The organism is Pseudoxanthomonas daejeonensis (assembly GCF_010093205.1).
Taxonomy (GTDB): domain Bacteria; phylum Pseudomonadota; class Gammaproteobacteria; order Xanthomonadales; family Xanthomonadaceae; genus Pseudoxanthomonas; species Pseudoxanthomonas daejeonensis.
This window is the reverse complement of the sequence record NZ_PDWN01000001.1, coordinates 130,620-145,369: the sequence shown is the minus strand read 5'-3', so window position 1 is coordinate 145,369 and position 14,750 is coordinate 130,620. Positions and strand designations below refer to the sequence as shown.

Below are 14,750 nucleotides of genomic sequence, written 5' to 3'. Positions count from 1 at the left end.
GCGGCGGTCCGGCAAGGCCCGTCGAGCGCGTGGCGCAGGCCGGGATGGTTGCCGGCACGGTCCGGGATCGCCGCCGCCAGTGTGCGCCACGGCCTGAAGAGACGTTTTCGTAGAGTTGGCTTGCCCGCTGCTTTGATCCGGCGGCCGCGCTGAGGCGCGGCAGGGCGTGCCCTACTGTCGCGGCTTCGGCGGCAGGTCCATGGCCACGCGCGCGCCCGGCGCGTCGCTCGCCTTGAGCTGGCGATAGCGTTGCAGGATGTCTTCGATCTCGACGTCCAGTTCGGCGCGCTGCCGTTCGAAGCTCGATTGCAGCGCCGAGTGGTACAGCAGTTGCGCATGGCGCACGCGGATATCGGTGGCCAGCTTCTCGGGGACGGGTTTTTCCGCCAGTTCGCGCTCGCCGGCGCTGCGCAGCAGGGTGACCAGGCCCTCGCGCAGGCTGGTGACGTTGTAGCGCGCGGTGTTGATGCTGTTGTCGACCAGGTTGATCCGCTCCGAGAACACCCGGCGCAGCTCGTCCTCGCTCTGGAACGAGGTCAGCATCGCCTGGTCGGTGCGGCGCCGGGTCTCGGCGGCCAGCGCCTCGGTCTTGCGCTTGGCTTCTTCCTCGGCCTGCGCGGCGCGCTCCTCGCCGGTCATCGCGCGCTGCACCTCGCCGGTGCGCATGCCGCTGCGGATGCTGATCTCTTCGCGCGCGGCGGCCATGGCCTCCGGTGGCAGCGAGTCGGCGCATTTGCGCTGGCCGTTCTCGTTCCAGCAGTAAAGCTTCTTGGGCGCCTCGTCCTTCTTGCCCTGGGCAAGCGCCAGCGCCGGCAGGACCAGGCCTGCCGCCAGCAGCACCCGCAGGGTGCGATGTTCGGTCTTCACTGGCATCGCGGCAGCCCCCTGCTGTCAGTCAGCCTGTCGGATCGCAACCATAGCGGACACGGTATGCCTGCAGGGGTGCGCGGAATGCTGCCAGTTTCTCGTTTCCGTCGGCGAATGCAAGCAGGTCGGCCAGCCCGGCCACGGCGCGCACCGGCACGCCGGCTTCCTCGGCCACCGCCTGCGCGGCTGAACGGCGGTCCGCATCGGCGGCGATCTCCTGGCGGTCCAGCGCCACGACGATCCCCGCCACCTGGCCTCCGGCGCCCCCGATGGTCGCCAGCGCCTCGCGGATCGCGGTGCCGGCGGTGATCACGTCGTCTACCACCAGCACCCGGCGGCCTGCCAGCGGCGCGCCGATCAGGGTGCCGCCTTCGCCGTGGGCCTTGGCTTCCTTGCGGTTGAAGGCCAGCGGCAGGTCGCGACCGCGGCCCGCGTACTCGCAGGCCAGCGCGGTGGCCAGCGGGATGCCCTTGTAGGCCGGGCCGAACAGCAGGTCGAAATCCATCCCCGCACCATCGATCGCATCGGCATAGCAGCTGGCCAGCGCGGCCAGGCGCGCGCCGCTGTCGAAGCGGCCGGCGTTGAAGAAGTAGGGGCTGGTGCGCCCGGACTTCAGGGTGAACTCGCCGAAACGCAGCGCGTCGGCGTCCAGTGCCAGCTGCAGGAAACGGGTGCGATGGTCGGACATCTTGGGCGTGGATCGTTCGGTGGAGGTCGACAGGATACCTGCCTGCCTTCGATGCATCGCCAGCTGCGGTCGGAAGTCGCTCGCGGCTGCTCGGATGTATGGACGGGCGGACCACCGGTGGGCGCGGCCGTCTTCGATCCGATCTGCGGGGCCCATGCACCCTTCGCGCGCGGCGATGATGTGCAAGCCGTTCACGCAGCCAGCGATGGAGCGGCCGCCGGCCCGCGGGGCCGTGCCCGAAGGCCGCCCGTGGGCCGCGCGATTCGCTAGGCTACCTGCTGCTCCCGTTCCGGTCGTCGCCCGCATGCGCATCATCAGTTTCAATGCCAACGGCATCCGCTCCGCCGCCACCAAGGGCTTCTTCGACTGGCTCGACGCGCAGAAGGCCGACGTGGTCTGCCTGCAGGAAACGAAATCGCAGGAGGACCAGCTGTCCGATCCACGCTTCCGCCCCGACGGCCACCACTGCTTCTACCGCGACGCGAGCACCAAGAAGGGGTACAGCGGCGTGGCGATCTATGCCCGGCGCGAGCCGGACGAGGTGCGCACGTCGCTGGGCCGGCCGGACTTCGACGAGGAGGGCCGCTACATCGAGGCACGCTTCGGCAACCTCAGCGTGGTGTCGTTCTACATCCCGTCCGGGTCTTCGGGCGAGCTGCGCCAGGGTTACAAGTTCGAGGTCATGGAATGGCTCAGGCCGATCCTGGACCAGTGGCTGGCCAGCGGCCGCGACTACGTGTTGTGCGGCGACTGGAACATCGTCCGCAGCCGCCTGGACATCAGGAACTGGACCTCCAACCAGAAAAATTCCGGCTGCCTGCCGCCGGAGCGCGACTGGCTCAACGGCCTGTGCGCGGACCAGGCCGGCGAGGCCGACGCGAAGTCCGGGCGCGGCTGGGTCGATGCCTACCGCGTGCTGCACCCGGAAGGCCAGGACTACACCTGGTGGAGCAACCGCGGCGCGGCGCGCGCCAACAATGTCGGCTGGCGGATCGACTACCAGTTCGTCACCCCGTCGCTGCGCGAGCGGCTGCGCGGCTGCTCGATCTACCGCGAGCAGCGCTTCTCCGACCACGCCCCGTTCACCGTGGACTACGCGGACGCCGGCAAGTGAGCGCCGGGACGCCGCCCGCCGCAGCGGAAAAGCCCGCCTACAAGGGGTGGGCCGGGATCCGCCGCGCCTTCGGCACGCCCTCGGCGTTGACCCTGGCGGTGCTGGGTTTCGGCAGCGGCCTGCCGTTCCTGCCGATCGCCTCGCTGACCCTGTCCACGCGCCTGCGCGATTCGGGCCTGGACCTGCACAGCATCGGCCTGATCAGCCTGGCCAGCTTCTTCTACCTGCTCAAGTTCCTGTGGGCGCCGCTGCTGGACCGCTACCTGTTCCGGCCGCTGGGCTTCCTCGGCCGACGCCGTTCGTGGCTGGTGGCCGCGCAGCTGGGCGTGGCGCTGGGCCTGGGTGCACTGGCCTTCGTCCGCCCGGAACTGGGGGTGATGCCGCTGGTGGGCTGGGTGCTGTTCACTTCCTTCGCCGGCGCGACCCAGGATTCGGTGGTCGACGCCTACCGGATCGAAGTGGCACCGGCCGACGCGCAGGCCGCGCTCGCGGCGACCTACACGCTGGGGTACCGGATCGGCCTGATCCTGGGCGGTGCCGGTGCGCTGTACCTGGCCGATTTCGCCGGCTGGACCGTGGCCTACCTGGGCCTGGCCGCGCTGATGGTGCTGCCGCTGCTGGCGACCCTGCTCAGCCGCGAACCGGTGGCACCGGAAGCCTCGGTGCAGCGCCGGATCGATTTCCTCGGTGCGTTCTGGCAGCCGTTCTCCAGTTTCTTCGCCAACAACGGCCTGACCTTCGGCATCGCCTTGCTGCTGTTCGTGGGCCTGTTCAAGTTCCCCGACCAGGTGATCGGGGTGATGGCCGGCCCGTTCTACCTGGACTCGGGCTACACCAAGGCCGACATCGCCACCGTGTCCAAGCTGTACGGCATCTGGGCCGGGATCGGCGGTGCGTTCCTCGGTGGCGTGTGCGTGGCCGCGTTCGGGTTCCGGCGCATGCTGCTGGCAGCGGCGCTGGGCGTGGCGCTTTCGAACCTCGCGTTCCTGCTGATGGCCGCGCACCCGTCGGAGATCTGGGCGTTCTACGCGGCCATCACCTTCGACAACGTGGCCCAGGGTTTCGCCGGGACCACCCTGGTCGCCTTCATGTCCTCGCTGACCGACCGCAACTTCACCGCCACGCAGTTCGCGCTGATGGTGTCGCTGGCCAACCTGCCGGGCAAGTTCGCCGGTGGTTTGTCCGGATACCTGGTCGAGGCCAGTTCGTACGCCACGTTCTTCACATTCAGCGCGTTGACCGTGGTGCCGACCCTGCTGCTGCTGGCGTGGCTGTGGCCGCGCATCCGCGAGCAGGGCGCGCCGGCGACGGGGTGATGGCCGGCCGTTCGGGATACCAGCCGGCGTTCGATTCATGGCAGTCTTGGGACAGCCGACAGGGGGCGTCATGACCGACCTGCTGCTTCGCGACATCGATCCGATCCTGGCCGAGCGGATCCGCCGGGTCTCCGTGGCGCGCGGCTGGGACCAGCACGAAACCATCCTGCGCCTGCTCGAACAGGGCCTGTTCGCATCCGAACACGAGGTCCGCGGCGGCTTCGAGAACACCGAAGTCGAGGCGCTCGCCGATGCGATCGCCGCGCTGAAGGAAGTGCCGGCGGGCAAGGGTTTCTGAGCGCCCGGCCCATGCGCCCGGCCCTGCGCGCGGTCCGCGTCGACATCACCACCCTGGCGGTCGATGCGATCGTGAACGCGGCCAACGCTTCGCTGCTTGGCGGCGGTGGCGTGGATGGCGCGATCCACCGCGCCGCCGGTCCGCAACTGCTGGCCGAGTGCAGGGCGCTGGGCGGTTGCCCGACTGGCCAGGCGCGCATCACCGCCGGCTACCGGTTGCCGGCGCGGTACGTGATCCACACCGTCGGTCCGGTCTGGCGCGGTGGTGGCGACGGCGAGGCGGCGTTGCTGGCCGACTGCTACCGCAACAGCCTGGCCCTGGCCGACGCGGCCGGCTGCGCCAGCGTGGCTTTTCCGTCGATCAGCACCGGCGTGTACGGCTATCCGTTGGCGCTGGCGGCACCGGTCGCGGTGGCCAGCGTCGCCGGCTCCAGCGGCCGTGCGGTCCGTGAAGTGCTGTTCTGCTGTTTCTCCGTCGCCGACCTGCAGTGCTACGAGGCGCTGCTCGCCGGCGCGGAGTGAAATCCGCGCCGGGGCAGGGTGCGATCAGGGGCGGGCGAGTTCTTCGCCGCGGAACACCGCCACGTGCGGTACGCCGTCGGCACCGATCCAGCCGCGGTACATGCCTTCGGTGTTGAACGGGAAGGCGACGCTGCCGTCCGCGCCCAGCGCGATCGCGCCGCCGTCGCCGCCGGCCTTGGGGATGTCGCGGTCGATCACGCCTTCGGCCGCGCGCGCCAGCGGCTGCCCACCCAGGCGCACGCGCGCGCAGATCTCGTGCGCGGCGGCGCTGCGGATATAGAACTCGCCCCAGCCGGTGCCCGACACCGCGCAGCGCGCGTCGGCCCAGGTGCCGGCGCCGATGATCGGCGCGTCGCCGACGCGGCCATAACGCTTGTTGGTCATGCCGCCGGTGGAGGTACCTGCGGCCAGCTTGCCCTGCGCATCGAGGGCGAGCGCACCGACCGTGCCGAAGTAGGCCTTGCCCGGCAGCACCAGCGGCGTGCTGGAGGCCTGCGCCTTGGCTTCTTCGGCCAGCGCCTGCTGCAGCTGCTGCCAGCGCTTCTCGGTGCGGAAGTACGACGGATCGACCAGCGCGATGCCCTGTTCGGCGGCGAACGCCTCGGCGCCGTCACCGACCATCATCACGTGCCGGGAGTGGTCCATCACCGCGCGCGCCAGCAGGATCGGGTTCTTCACCCGGTGCACGCCGGCGATCGCGCCGGCGCGATTGCTGGCGCCGTCCATGATCGAGGCGTCCAGTTCGTTCTTGCCGTCGTGGGTGAACACCGCGCCGCGGGCGGCGTTGAACTGCGGCGCATCCTCCAGCACCTGGATCGCGGCGGACACAGCCTCGACCGCCGGCTTGCCAGCCTTCAGTTGCGCGTGTCCGGCACGCAGCGCGGCGGCCAGCGCCTTGCGCGCCTCGGCTTCTTCCTCCGCCGACAGGCTGGCGCGCTCCACCCCGGCACCGCCATGGATCACCAGCAAAGGCGCGTCCAGCGCGACCAGCACGCCGTCGCGCACCGCGTAACGGCGCTGCGCGGCAGGGCGGTCGATCTTGCCCGATGGCAGGTGCAGCACCGAATCCACGCCGGCGACGACGGTTTCCACCTGCGCCAGCTGCATCGGTTCGTCTTCGGCCTGCTTCTGCGCGAAGCCGCCCTTGACCACCGTGGCGCCGGCGCCCGGCGCGGTGGCGTAGACGCGGGCGCGTCCGTCGCCTTCCACCGCGACCGCCGCGTCCTCGTCCACGCCCAGCCCGATCAGCGGCCTTCCGGCCAGCGACTCGCCCTTGGCGACGAAGGCGACCAGGCGGCCAAGCCGGCCGCGTTCGGTGAAGTGGGTGTCGGTGATGACGCCCTTGAGCTTGTCCAGGTGCAGGAAGCCGGTCTCGATCGTGTTGCCGTCGCCGAGCGGGTCGGCCAGCGCCTGCGGGGTGGTCTGGCTGCCGCCGTCCATCGCCCCGTAGAGGTATTCGCCCTGCATCGCCAGGCCGGCGCTGGTGCCGGCGAGTGGCTTGCCGGCGCGCACGTGCGCGTCCAGGGCCTCGGCCACCGGGGTGCCACGCCAGTAGCGCACGTAGCGCGACTGGTCGCCGCCGGCCAGGAAGATGCCGTCGGCGCGCTTGAGCGCGGCCAGCACGGCCGGATCGGAGGCGGACTCGCGATCCTTGAACACGAAGGTCTCCACCGAGGCGATGCCGCCGATCTCGTTGAAGAACTCCTCGCCGATCTCGCCGCCCTGCGAGGCACGCAGCACGACGATGTGGCCGTTGCCGGCCTTCTTCATGAACCAGTGCATCGCGTCGAAGTTGCGGTCGCCGCCACCCATCAGCAGCAGGCCCGGCTGGACCTTGCCCGGGGTGCGGGCCGTGGTGTCGCCGAGCACGTAGTGGCCGTAGTCGGCCGCCGCCGCCGGCATCGCCAGCATGCCGGCCCCCAGCAGGCCCGCCAGGACCGCGCCCGCTACCTTCCGCAAACTGCCGCCACGCATCGTCATTCCAGCACTCCCGGTTCTGGCGCCGCGGAAGGACACCGCGGGCCGCCACCAGCCTAGACGAACCTGCGGCTGCATTCCCCCATCGATGTCCCCCCATCGCCGGCCGCGCGCTGGGCTAGAGTGCGGGCATGTCCACCGAACTAGACGATTGGTTCGTCCGCGAAGTCCTGGTCCACGAGCGGGCGCTGATGCAGTTCCTGCAGCGCTGCTGGCCGCGCCGTGACGAACTGCACGACCTGCGCCAGGAGGTCTATGTCCGCGTGTACGAAGCCGCCGCGCGCAGTCGCCCGACCGCCCCGCGCGCCTTCATGTTCACCACCGCCCGGCACCTGATGACCGACCGGCTGCGCCGCAGCCGGGTGGTGTCGATCGAGCCGGTGGGTGATTTCGAGTCCTCGAACGTCTACCTGATCGACGAGGTGTCGCCCGAACGCTGGGTCGGCACCCGCCAGGCGCTGCGGCGATTGGCCGAAGCCCTGGACGCGCTGCCCGAACGTTGCCGCCAGGTGGTCTGGCTGCGGCGGGTGGAGGAGCTGTCGCAGAACGACGTCGCCCAGCGCCTGGGCATCAGCGGAAGGACCGTGGAAAAACACCTGGCCAAGGGCATGCGGTTGATCGCCGACCACCTCTACGGTGGCGGCGCGCCCGTACCCGGCCGGCGGGTGCCACGGGCCGACGCGGAAGGGGATCCGGGACATGGCCGACAGCAGGAAGATTGAATCCGCCGCCGCGGCCTGGCTGGCCCGGCGCGATGCCGGGCCGTGGACCGCGCAGGACCAGCAGGCGCTGGAGGCCTGGCTGGCCGAGAGCACCGCGCACCGGGTGGCGCTGCTGCGCCTGCAGTCGGCCTGGGCCGAAGCGGGGCGCCTGCAGGCGCTGGCCGCGGGCCTGCCGGAAGGCGAGATTCCACCGCGCGACCAGTGGTCGGACTGGATCGTGGCAGGCGCGCGCGAGCCGGTGTCAGTTCCGATGGATGCGGTCGGGTCCGCGGTCAACGCGGCCCCGGACCTGCGCGCACTCGCATTCGCGCCCAGGCCCAGGGCGACACGCAGCGCCCGCTGGCCCTCGGCGGCGGCCGCCGCCGCGGTCCTGTTCCTGGCGGCCGGGTTGGGCTGGAGCGGGTGGCAGCTGGGCGGGCGCCACCAGGCCAGTTATGCCAGCGCCATCGGCGAGGTGCGCGAGGTCGTGCTGGCCGATGGCAGCCGCGCCACCCTGAGCAGCGACAGCCGGCTGGACCTGCGCTTCGACCGCGGCCAGCGCCATGTCGCCCTGGTCCGGGGTGAGGCGTTCTTCGACGTCGCCCACGACCGCGCGCGTCCGTTCGTGGTCGAGGCCGACGGCCATCGCGCGGTGGCCGTGGGCACGCGCTACGCGGTGCGCCGCGACGCCGAGACGCTGCGGGTGGTGGTGACCGAGGGCCGGGTGCGGCTGGAGTCCGCGCCGGGTGCCGATGGCCGCGCTGTGCCTTCCGCCCTGCTTCCGGCCGGCAGCCTGGCCACGGCCGGCCGCGAAGGCGTGCTGGTGCGCTCCCTGCCGCTGGCGCAGGCGAAGCGCTACCTGGAGTGGCGCAAGGGCTTCCTGGCCTTCGAGGACGTGCCGCTCACGACCGCGGCCGACGAATTCAACCGCTTCAATGCCCGCCGGCTCGAACTGGCCGATCCTGCCGTGGCCCAGCTGCGCATCGGCGGCAATTTCCGCTGGTCCAACCTCGAAGGTTTCGTGGGCCTGCTCGAACAGGGTTTCCCGGTCCGTGCCGAGCGTCATCCGGACCGGATCGTGCTGCATTCGCGTTGATCCATGCGCGGCCATGGGGGCATCGGCCGCGTCGTTCGTCCATAGCTCGAAAGAGTGCCGTTCCGGTACCGGGGAGAAGAACCGATGCGTCATCCGTCGCGAGTCCTGCTGTTGAGCCTGGCCTGTTCGACCGCGCTGGCGGCGCAGGCGGCCAATTCGTCCGGTCCGATCAATGTCCCGCCCGGCGACCTGGCGGCCGCGCTCAATACCCTGGCCCGCCAGTCCGATACCCAGCTGGTCTACCGGGCCGATGACCTCAAGGGCCGCCGCACCGCCGGCGTCCAGGGCGCGGCCTCGACCGACCAGGCATTGCAGCAGCTGCTGCATGGCAGCGGATTCGGTGCGCAACGCGACCAGGCCACCGGCGCGGTGCTGGTGGCGCGGGTCGATACCGCGCGCCGCGCGCCGGCCCCGCAACCGGCCGCGCAGGACGCCAGCTCCGGCAGCCCGCCCGTCGTCCAGGAAGAGGAAGTGACCGAGATCGAAGCGGTCCAGGTCACCGGCTCGCGCATCCCGCGCGCGCAGATCGATGGCCCCGCCCCGATCAGCGTGATCACCGCCGAGGAGATCCGCGCCAATGGCTTCACGTCGGTGCCCGACATCCTGCGCGGCATGACCCAGAACGGCGGCGAGACGCAGAGCCAGCAGTCGGCCAGCGGCGCGGACTTCTCGCCCGGCGCGCAGCAGGTCGACCTGCGCGGCCTGGGCCCGAACCACACCCTGGTCCTGGTCAACGGCCGCCGCATCGCCGACTTCCCGATGCCGTTCAAGGGCCGCAGCAACTTCACCGACATCTCGGGCATCCCGATCGGGATGATCGAGCGGGTCGAGGTGCTGACCGGCAGCGCCTCGGCGATCTACGGCTCGGACGCGATCTCCGGCGTGGTGAACTTCATCCTCAAGAAGAAGGTGGATGGCGTCCTGGTCGACATGCGCCTGGGCACCACCAGCGATGGCGGCGGCGAGTCGTTCAACGGCACCTTCGTCGACGGCTTCGAGCGCGGCCGCTTCAGCGGCCTGTACGGCATCGAGCTGCAGTCGCAGACGCCGCTGTGGGCCTACGAGCGCCCGATCCAGGATTCGACCAAGGACGGGCCGACCACCGGCTCGCAGATCGCGCGCCGCGCCTACCTGCGCACCGACTGGTACGACGACTACCTCGATCCGGGCCAGGACACCTGCGACGCGCTGGCCGGCCAGAACGGCGGCACCACCTACTACGCGTTCCGCCCACGCTACGGCTACTACTGCGGCAGCGACGAGTCGATCGGCTACGGCACGATCCTGAGCAAGCGCCGTGGCGCCAACGGCTACGCCTCGCTGTCCTACGCGTTCGACAACGGCAGCGAATGGTTCGCCGACGTGCAGCTGGGCTACCACAACGTCGAGCTGTTCCGCGACGTGAGCTCGTGGAGCTACATGGCGCCGGACGGCAACGAGGAAGGCTACTTCTACAACGACGCCACTGGCGACGTGGAGTACTGGCAGCGCCAGTTCTCGCCCGAGGAGATGGGCGGGCTGGATCGCGGCATGGTCGAGACCACGCAGAAGACCTTCGGCCTGACCACCGGCTTCAAGGGCACCTTCGCCCAGGACTGGGACTACGAGGCCTCGCTGAGCTACTCGCAGTACAAGGCCGAGATCAGCTGGCCGCAGATCGTGGCCGCGCGCGCCAACGAACTGTTCCTGGGCCCGCAGCTGGGCGTGGACGACGACGATTTCCCGATCTTCAGCGCCGACCCCGACCGCCTGTACACGCCGCTGACCCGCGAAGAGTTCGACAGCATCGCCGCACGTTCGGTCTACAGGCCGCAATCGGAAACCGGCACGCTCGCGCTGACGGTGAGCAAGGCCGACCTGTTCACGCTGTCCGGCGGCGACGCCGGTTTCGCCGGCACGGTGGAGTTCGGCAACCAGTCCTACGACCTCAACCCCGATCCGCTGGCCACGCAGTACTACTACTACAGCTGGAAGGATTCGGACGGCCATGGCAGCCGCAACCGCTGGGCGACCGCCGGCGAGCTGCGCATGCCGGTGCTGGACAGCCTCAACTGGAGCCTGGCCGCGCGCTACGACCAGTACCGCTACTCGGGCAACTCGATCGGCAAGCCGACCTGGAGCACCGGCCTGGAATGGCGGCCGGTCGACAGCCTGCTGGTCCGCGGCTCGTACGGCACCGCGTTCCGCGCGCCGGACCTGCACTACGTCTATTCGGGCATCGGCAACGACGAAACCTCGGGCAACGACTACTACTACTGCCTGCTCGACGATGCCGACGACTGCTCCGACTACGAGGAAGGCCTGATCCGCACGCGCGAGGGCAACCGCGAGCTGGACGCCGAGACCAGCACGTCGTGGACCGCCGGTTTCGTCTGGTCGCCGCTGCAGGGCCTGGACCTGTCGGCGGACTGGTTCGACATCGACATGCGCGACCAGGTCCAGGACATGAGCGTGGACGCGATCCTGCGCGACGAGGCCGCGTGCAGGCTCGGCGAACTGGACATCGCTTCGCCGACCTGCGTGGACGCGCTCTCGCGGGTGACCCGCACGTCCAACGACAGCCTGTACGGGATCTACGTCAACCCGATCAACGTCGCCCGCGAAAGGACCAACGGCGTGGACGTGGCCGCGCGCTACCGCTTCGACACCTCGATCGGGCGCTGGACCTTCACTTTCAACCACACCTGGGTCAACGAGCACGACTTCCAGCAGTTCCCCGGAGATCCGGTCGAGGACGAGTTCGCGATCAACAGCGGCTTCGACATCCCGCGCAACAAGAGCAATGCGAGCATCGGCTGGGAGAACGGGACCTGGTCGGCGACGCTCTACGGCCAGCGCCTGGGCAGCCTGCCCAATGGCTGGTCCTACGACCAGGTGTGGGAGGAGGGCGACCCGGGTCCGTGGATCGAGGCGACCTACCGCTACAACGCGTCGGTGTCGTACCGCTTCAACGGCCAGTCGCGCCTGGCCCTGGCGGTGACCAACCTGGCCAACAAGATGCCGCCGAAGGATCCGACCTACACGGCGTATCCGTACTACGACATCTCCTGGTTCGATTCGGTCGGCCGCACGATCAACCTGCAGTTCACCCACCACTTCGGCGGCAGCGCGCAGTAACGATCGCAAAACGGCCCCGCTTCCATGGCGGAGGCGGGGCCGTTTCATTTTTCGATTGGCGGTGCCGGTGCGGCACTCGCATCGATAACGACGCGGCGGCTTCGTAGAGCGGGGTTTGGCCCGCTGCTCTTCACGCACACGGCAACGCAAGGCAGCGGGTCAAGCCCCGTCCTATGAAAAGCGAAGGAGCAGCGGAGCGATGCCCGCTCTGCGAGCGCTCGGCTCTCAGGCGGGATGCGCCACGCCGAGCACGCGCGGCCCGCGCGCGCCGGTCACCGCGGGCAGGTTGCCCGGCCGCTGGGCGAGCGTTTCCCGCGCCAGCCAGGCGAACGCCATGGCCTCGACGAAATCCGGATCCAGCCCATGCGCGTCGGTGGATCCGATGCGCGCGTGCGGCAGGTGCGCGGCGATGCGCGCCAGCAGCTGCGGGTTGCGCACGCCACCGCCGCAGGCGATCACCCGCGCGGTGCCCGGCTGGTGCGCACCGAGCGCGCGGGCGATGGTCACCGCGCTCAGCTCCAGCAGGGTCGCCTGCACGTCGGCGGGTGATTCGCCGCCATGCAGTCGCGTGCGCACCCAGTCCAGGTGGAACTGTTCGCGGCCGGTGCTCTTGGGCGGCGGCAGTGCGAACCAGGGGTCGTCGAGCAGCCGTGCCAGGAGCGCGTCGTCGATCCGGCCGCGGGCGGCGAACGCGCCACCGGCGTCGAACGCCTCGCCGGTGTGGCGCAGGCACCAGGCATCGAGCAGGGCATTGGCCGGGCCGGTATCGAAGCCGCGCACCGTGCCCACGCGCGGCAGCAGCGTGTAGTTGCCGATCCCGCCGAGGTTGAGCACCGCGCGGTCTTCGTCCGGCGAATGCAGCAGCGCGGCGTGGAAGGCCGGCACCAGCGGTGCGCCATGGCCACCGGCGGCGACATCGCGGCGACGGAAGTCGGCGACGGTGGCGATGCCGGTGCGTTCGGCGATCACGCTGCCATCGCCGACCTGCATCGTGAAGGGTGCATCGCCATGCGGCCGATGGCGCAGGGTCTGGCCGTGGGAACCGATCGCGGCGACCTGTCGCGGGCTGATGCCTGCATCGTCGAGCAGCGACAGGGCCGCGTCGGCGAACTGCTGCGCCACCTGCACGTCGAGCCGGCCCAGTTCATCCAGCGATGTCAGCTCGCCGCCCTGGCCCAGTGCGACCAGGCGCTCGCGCAGGGCGGCGGGCCAGGGGTGCACGCGCGCGGCGCGCAACTGCAGGCCGCGTGCACTGGTGCCATCGGGGAATTCGACCAGCGCGGCGTCGATGCCGTCGGCGCTGGTGCCGGAGATCAGGCCAAGGTAGAGGTGCGACATGCGCGCAGGTTATCCGGAACCCGGGGTCGCGGCGATGGCGCATCCGCCTGCAGGAGCAGGCATGGCCGCGACAGGGCGTCTGGACGACGGAGGTGGTGATGCGGCATCCCTGGCGTGGCGGTTCGCGGGCAGGCGTCCGCGCCGGGGCGCCTGCGCTGGGCTCAGCCGCGCTTGTCCTTCTTCTTCGCCTTGGCCGTGTCGGCGTGGGCGAACATCAGCTTCTCCATCGACTCCATCCGCGCCAGGGTCGGCGCGGTCGCCGCGCGGAACGCCGCCAGGTCGCCGCCCTTCAGCGGCTCCGGCGGGGGCATGGTCACCGACAGCGGGTTGCGGTGCACGCCGTTGACGCGAAATTCGTAGTGCAGGTGCGGGCCGGTGGCCAGGCCGGTGGCGCCGACGTAGCCGATGACGGTGCCCTGGCCGACCTGCTGGCCCTTCCTGACCTTGCCGAAGCGCGACATGTGCGCGTACAGCGTGGTGTGGCCACGGCCGTGGTCGAGGATCACCACGTTGCCGTAGCCGCGCTGGGTGCCGACGAACTGCACGCGCGCATCGCCTGCGGCCATGATCGGCGTGCCGGTGCCGGCGGCATAGTCCACGCCCTTGTGCATGCGCATCTTGCCCAGCACCGGGTGCCGGCGCGCGCCGAAGTTCGACGACAGGCGCGCATACGGGATCGGCATGCGGATGAAGCTCTTCTTCAGCGGCCGGCCGTCGGCGGTGAAGTATTCGGCCTTGCCGTTGCGCTCGAAGCGGAAGCCCGTATAGCTCTTGCCGTTGGTGCTGAAGGTCGCGGCCAGGATCCGGCCGGTGCCGATCCGCTCGCCCTCGCGCCAGGTCTCCTCGACCACCGCGCTGAAGCGGTCGCCCGGCTGGACGTCCTTGAAGTCGATGTCGTACTTGAAGATCTCGTCGGTCATCACCGCGATCGCCGCCGGGCTCAGGCCGGCCTTGCGGCCCGCGGCATACAGCGAGTGGTCGATCTCGGCGCTGGTCACCGCCAGGCGGGTGGTGGTGGCGCGCTCGAGCACCTTCTCGTGGATGCTTTCGCCCTGCAGGCGCAGTTCGACCCGCTGGGTCGGGCTGCGGTCGAAGCGGAAGCCGCGCAGCTCGCCGTCGGCGTCGCGCTGGAAAGCGATTTCGGCACCGGGACGCAGCCGGGTCAGCGCGTCGCGGTTGGCCGGGTTGTCCAGGATCCGGTGCATCGTGCTGGCCGGCACGCCGACCTGCCCGAACACCGAGCCCAGGGTCTGCCCGCGCTCGATCTGCACGACTTCCCAGTAGCCGGCCGTCTCGCCGGTGGAGCGCACCGTCAGCGGGGGCAGGACCAGCGGCAGCATCGCGTTGGCCTGGCGCTCCGGTTCCAGCTGCGCGGAGAAGCCGGGGACGATGGTGGCCAGCAGCGCGCCGAGGGTGGCGAACAGGCTGGCGTGCAGCCAGTGGCGGCGCGTCCAGCGGGTGTTGAAGGCGGCGGGGAACCGCTCCTTCAGCTTGCGGTGCAGGTTACGGTGGTGAAGGATGCCGAGGCGGTCGTGGAACTGCTGCTTGCGGACGCGGCCGTGGTCGGTCAGGGACATCGCTTAACTTCCTTCACGGGACCCCGGAGCGCGGCCCACTGGCGCGTAACATAGTCACCTGAAAGTAGTGCGTCAAACCATTGAAGAACCTGAACTTTCTTCTGGCTTTCCAGTTAACCCGCACGTAACATTTCGTTCAA

12 protein-coding genes and 1 pseudogene are annotated in these 14,750 nt (G+C 70.2%); 7 read left to right on the top strand and 6 right to left on the bottom strand.

Annotated elements, in window-relative coordinates:
• Positions 1 to 171: 171 nt before the first annotated feature.
• A complete protein-coding gene (locus CSC65_RS00630) occupies positions 172 to 873 on the bottom strand; it encodes a hypothetical protein (RefSeq protein ID WP_162408033.1) in 702 nt (233 codons plus the stop codon).
• A gap of 22 nt (positions 874 to 895) precedes the next feature.
• Positions 896 to 1,555 carry an orotate phosphoribosyltransferase gene (gene pyrE / locus CSC65_RS00625; RefSeq protein ID WP_162408032.1) on the bottom strand — a complete coding sequence of 220 codons (660 nt, stop codon included), beginning with the start codon at positions 1,553 to 1,555 and terminating at the stop codon, positions 896 to 898.
• Positions 1,556 to 1,859: 304 nt separating this feature from the next.
• Between pyrE and CSC65_RS00620 the strand changes: the two genes are divergently transcribed.
• The 4 genes from CSC65_RS00620 (at position 1,860) to CSC65_RS00605 (ending at position 4,804) form a co-directional block, all read left to right on the top strand.
• Positions 1,860 to 2,669: an exodeoxyribonuclease III gene (locus tag CSC65_RS00620; protein WP_162408031.1), complete on the top strand. Its 810-nt coding sequence runs from the start codon at positions 1,860 to 1,862 to the stop codon at positions 2,667 to 2,669.
• Positions 2,666 to 3,985 carry an AmpG family muropeptide MFS transporter gene (locus CSC65_RS00615; RefSeq protein ID WP_162408030.1) on the top strand — a complete coding sequence of 440 codons (1,320 nt, stop codon included), beginning with the start codon at positions 2,666 to 2,668 and terminating at the stop codon, positions 3,983 to 3,985. Before CSC65_RS00620 ends, CSC65_RS00615 begins: the two co-directional genes overlap by 4 nt.
• A gap of 70 nt (positions 3,986 to 4,055) precedes the next feature.
• Positions 4,056 to 4,283, top strand: a complete 228-nt coding sequence (locus CSC65_RS00610; protein WP_162408029.1) for a hypothetical protein — start codon at positions 4,056 to 4,058, stop codon at positions 4,281 to 4,283.
• A gap of 11 nt (positions 4,284 to 4,294) precedes the next feature.
• Positions 4,295 to 4,804: an O-acetyl-ADP-ribose deacetylase gene (locus tag CSC65_RS00605; protein WP_162408028.1), complete on the top strand. Its 510-nt coding sequence runs from the start codon at positions 4,295 to 4,297 to the stop codon at positions 4,802 to 4,804.
• 24 nt (positions 4,805 to 4,828) lie between these two features.
• On the opposite strand, the gene CSC65_RS16315 is transcribed toward CSC65_RS00605, so the two are convergent.
• On the bottom strand, positions 4,829 to 5,809 hold the full coding sequence (locus tag CSC65_RS16315) for an isoaspartyl peptidase/L-asparaginase family protein (protein WP_338015084.1): 981 nt from the start codon (positions 5,807 to 5,809) through the stop codon (positions 4,829 to 4,831).
• A 204-nt stretch (positions 5,810 to 6,013) separates the two neighbouring features.
• A pseudogene (locus tag CSC65_RS16310) lies at positions 6,014 to 6,574 on the bottom strand (cyanophycinase); the annotation flags it as partial.
• A gap of 338 nt (positions 6,575 to 6,912) precedes the next feature.
• Between CSC65_RS16310 and CSC65_RS00595 the strand changes: the two are divergent.
• From CSC65_RS00595 to CSC65_RS00585, 3 genes are all read left to right on the top strand, one after another.
• Positions 6,913 to 7,503, top strand: a complete 591-nt coding sequence (locus tag CSC65_RS00595) for an RNA polymerase sigma factor (RefSeq protein WP_162408027.1) — start codon at positions 6,913 to 6,915, stop codon at positions 7,501 to 7,503.
• Positions 7,481 to 8,578, top strand: a complete 1,098-nt coding sequence (locus tag CSC65_RS00590; protein WP_162408026.1) for a FecR family protein — start codon at positions 7,481 to 7,483, stop codon at positions 8,576 to 8,578. The genes CSC65_RS00595 and CSC65_RS00590 overlap by 23 nt, the downstream gene beginning before the upstream one ends.
• A gap of 84 nt (positions 8,579 to 8,662) precedes the next feature.
• Entirely contained in the window at positions 8,663 to 11,695 is a 3,033-nt protein-coding gene (locus tag CSC65_RS00585; protein WP_162408025.1) for a TonB-dependent receptor domain-containing protein, read from the top strand.
• A gap of 225 nt (positions 11,696 to 11,920) precedes the next feature.
• Here CSC65_RS00585 and CSC65_RS00580 read toward each other — a convergent pair whose 3' ends face one another.
• Positions 11,921 to 13,033 (bottom strand): anhydro-N-acetylmuramic acid kinase, encoded by a 1,113-nt coding sequence (locus CSC65_RS00580; RefSeq protein WP_162408024.1) that lies wholly within the window; start codon positions 13,031 to 13,033, stop codon positions 11,921 to 11,923.
• A 161-nt stretch (positions 13,034 to 13,194) separates the two neighbouring features.
• A complete protein-coding gene (locus CSC65_RS00575) occupies positions 13,195 to 14,610 on the bottom strand; it encodes a M23 family metallopeptidase (RefSeq protein ID WP_162408023.1) in 1,416 nt (471 codons plus the stop codon).
• Positions 14,611 to 14,750 lie beyond the last annotated feature (140 nt).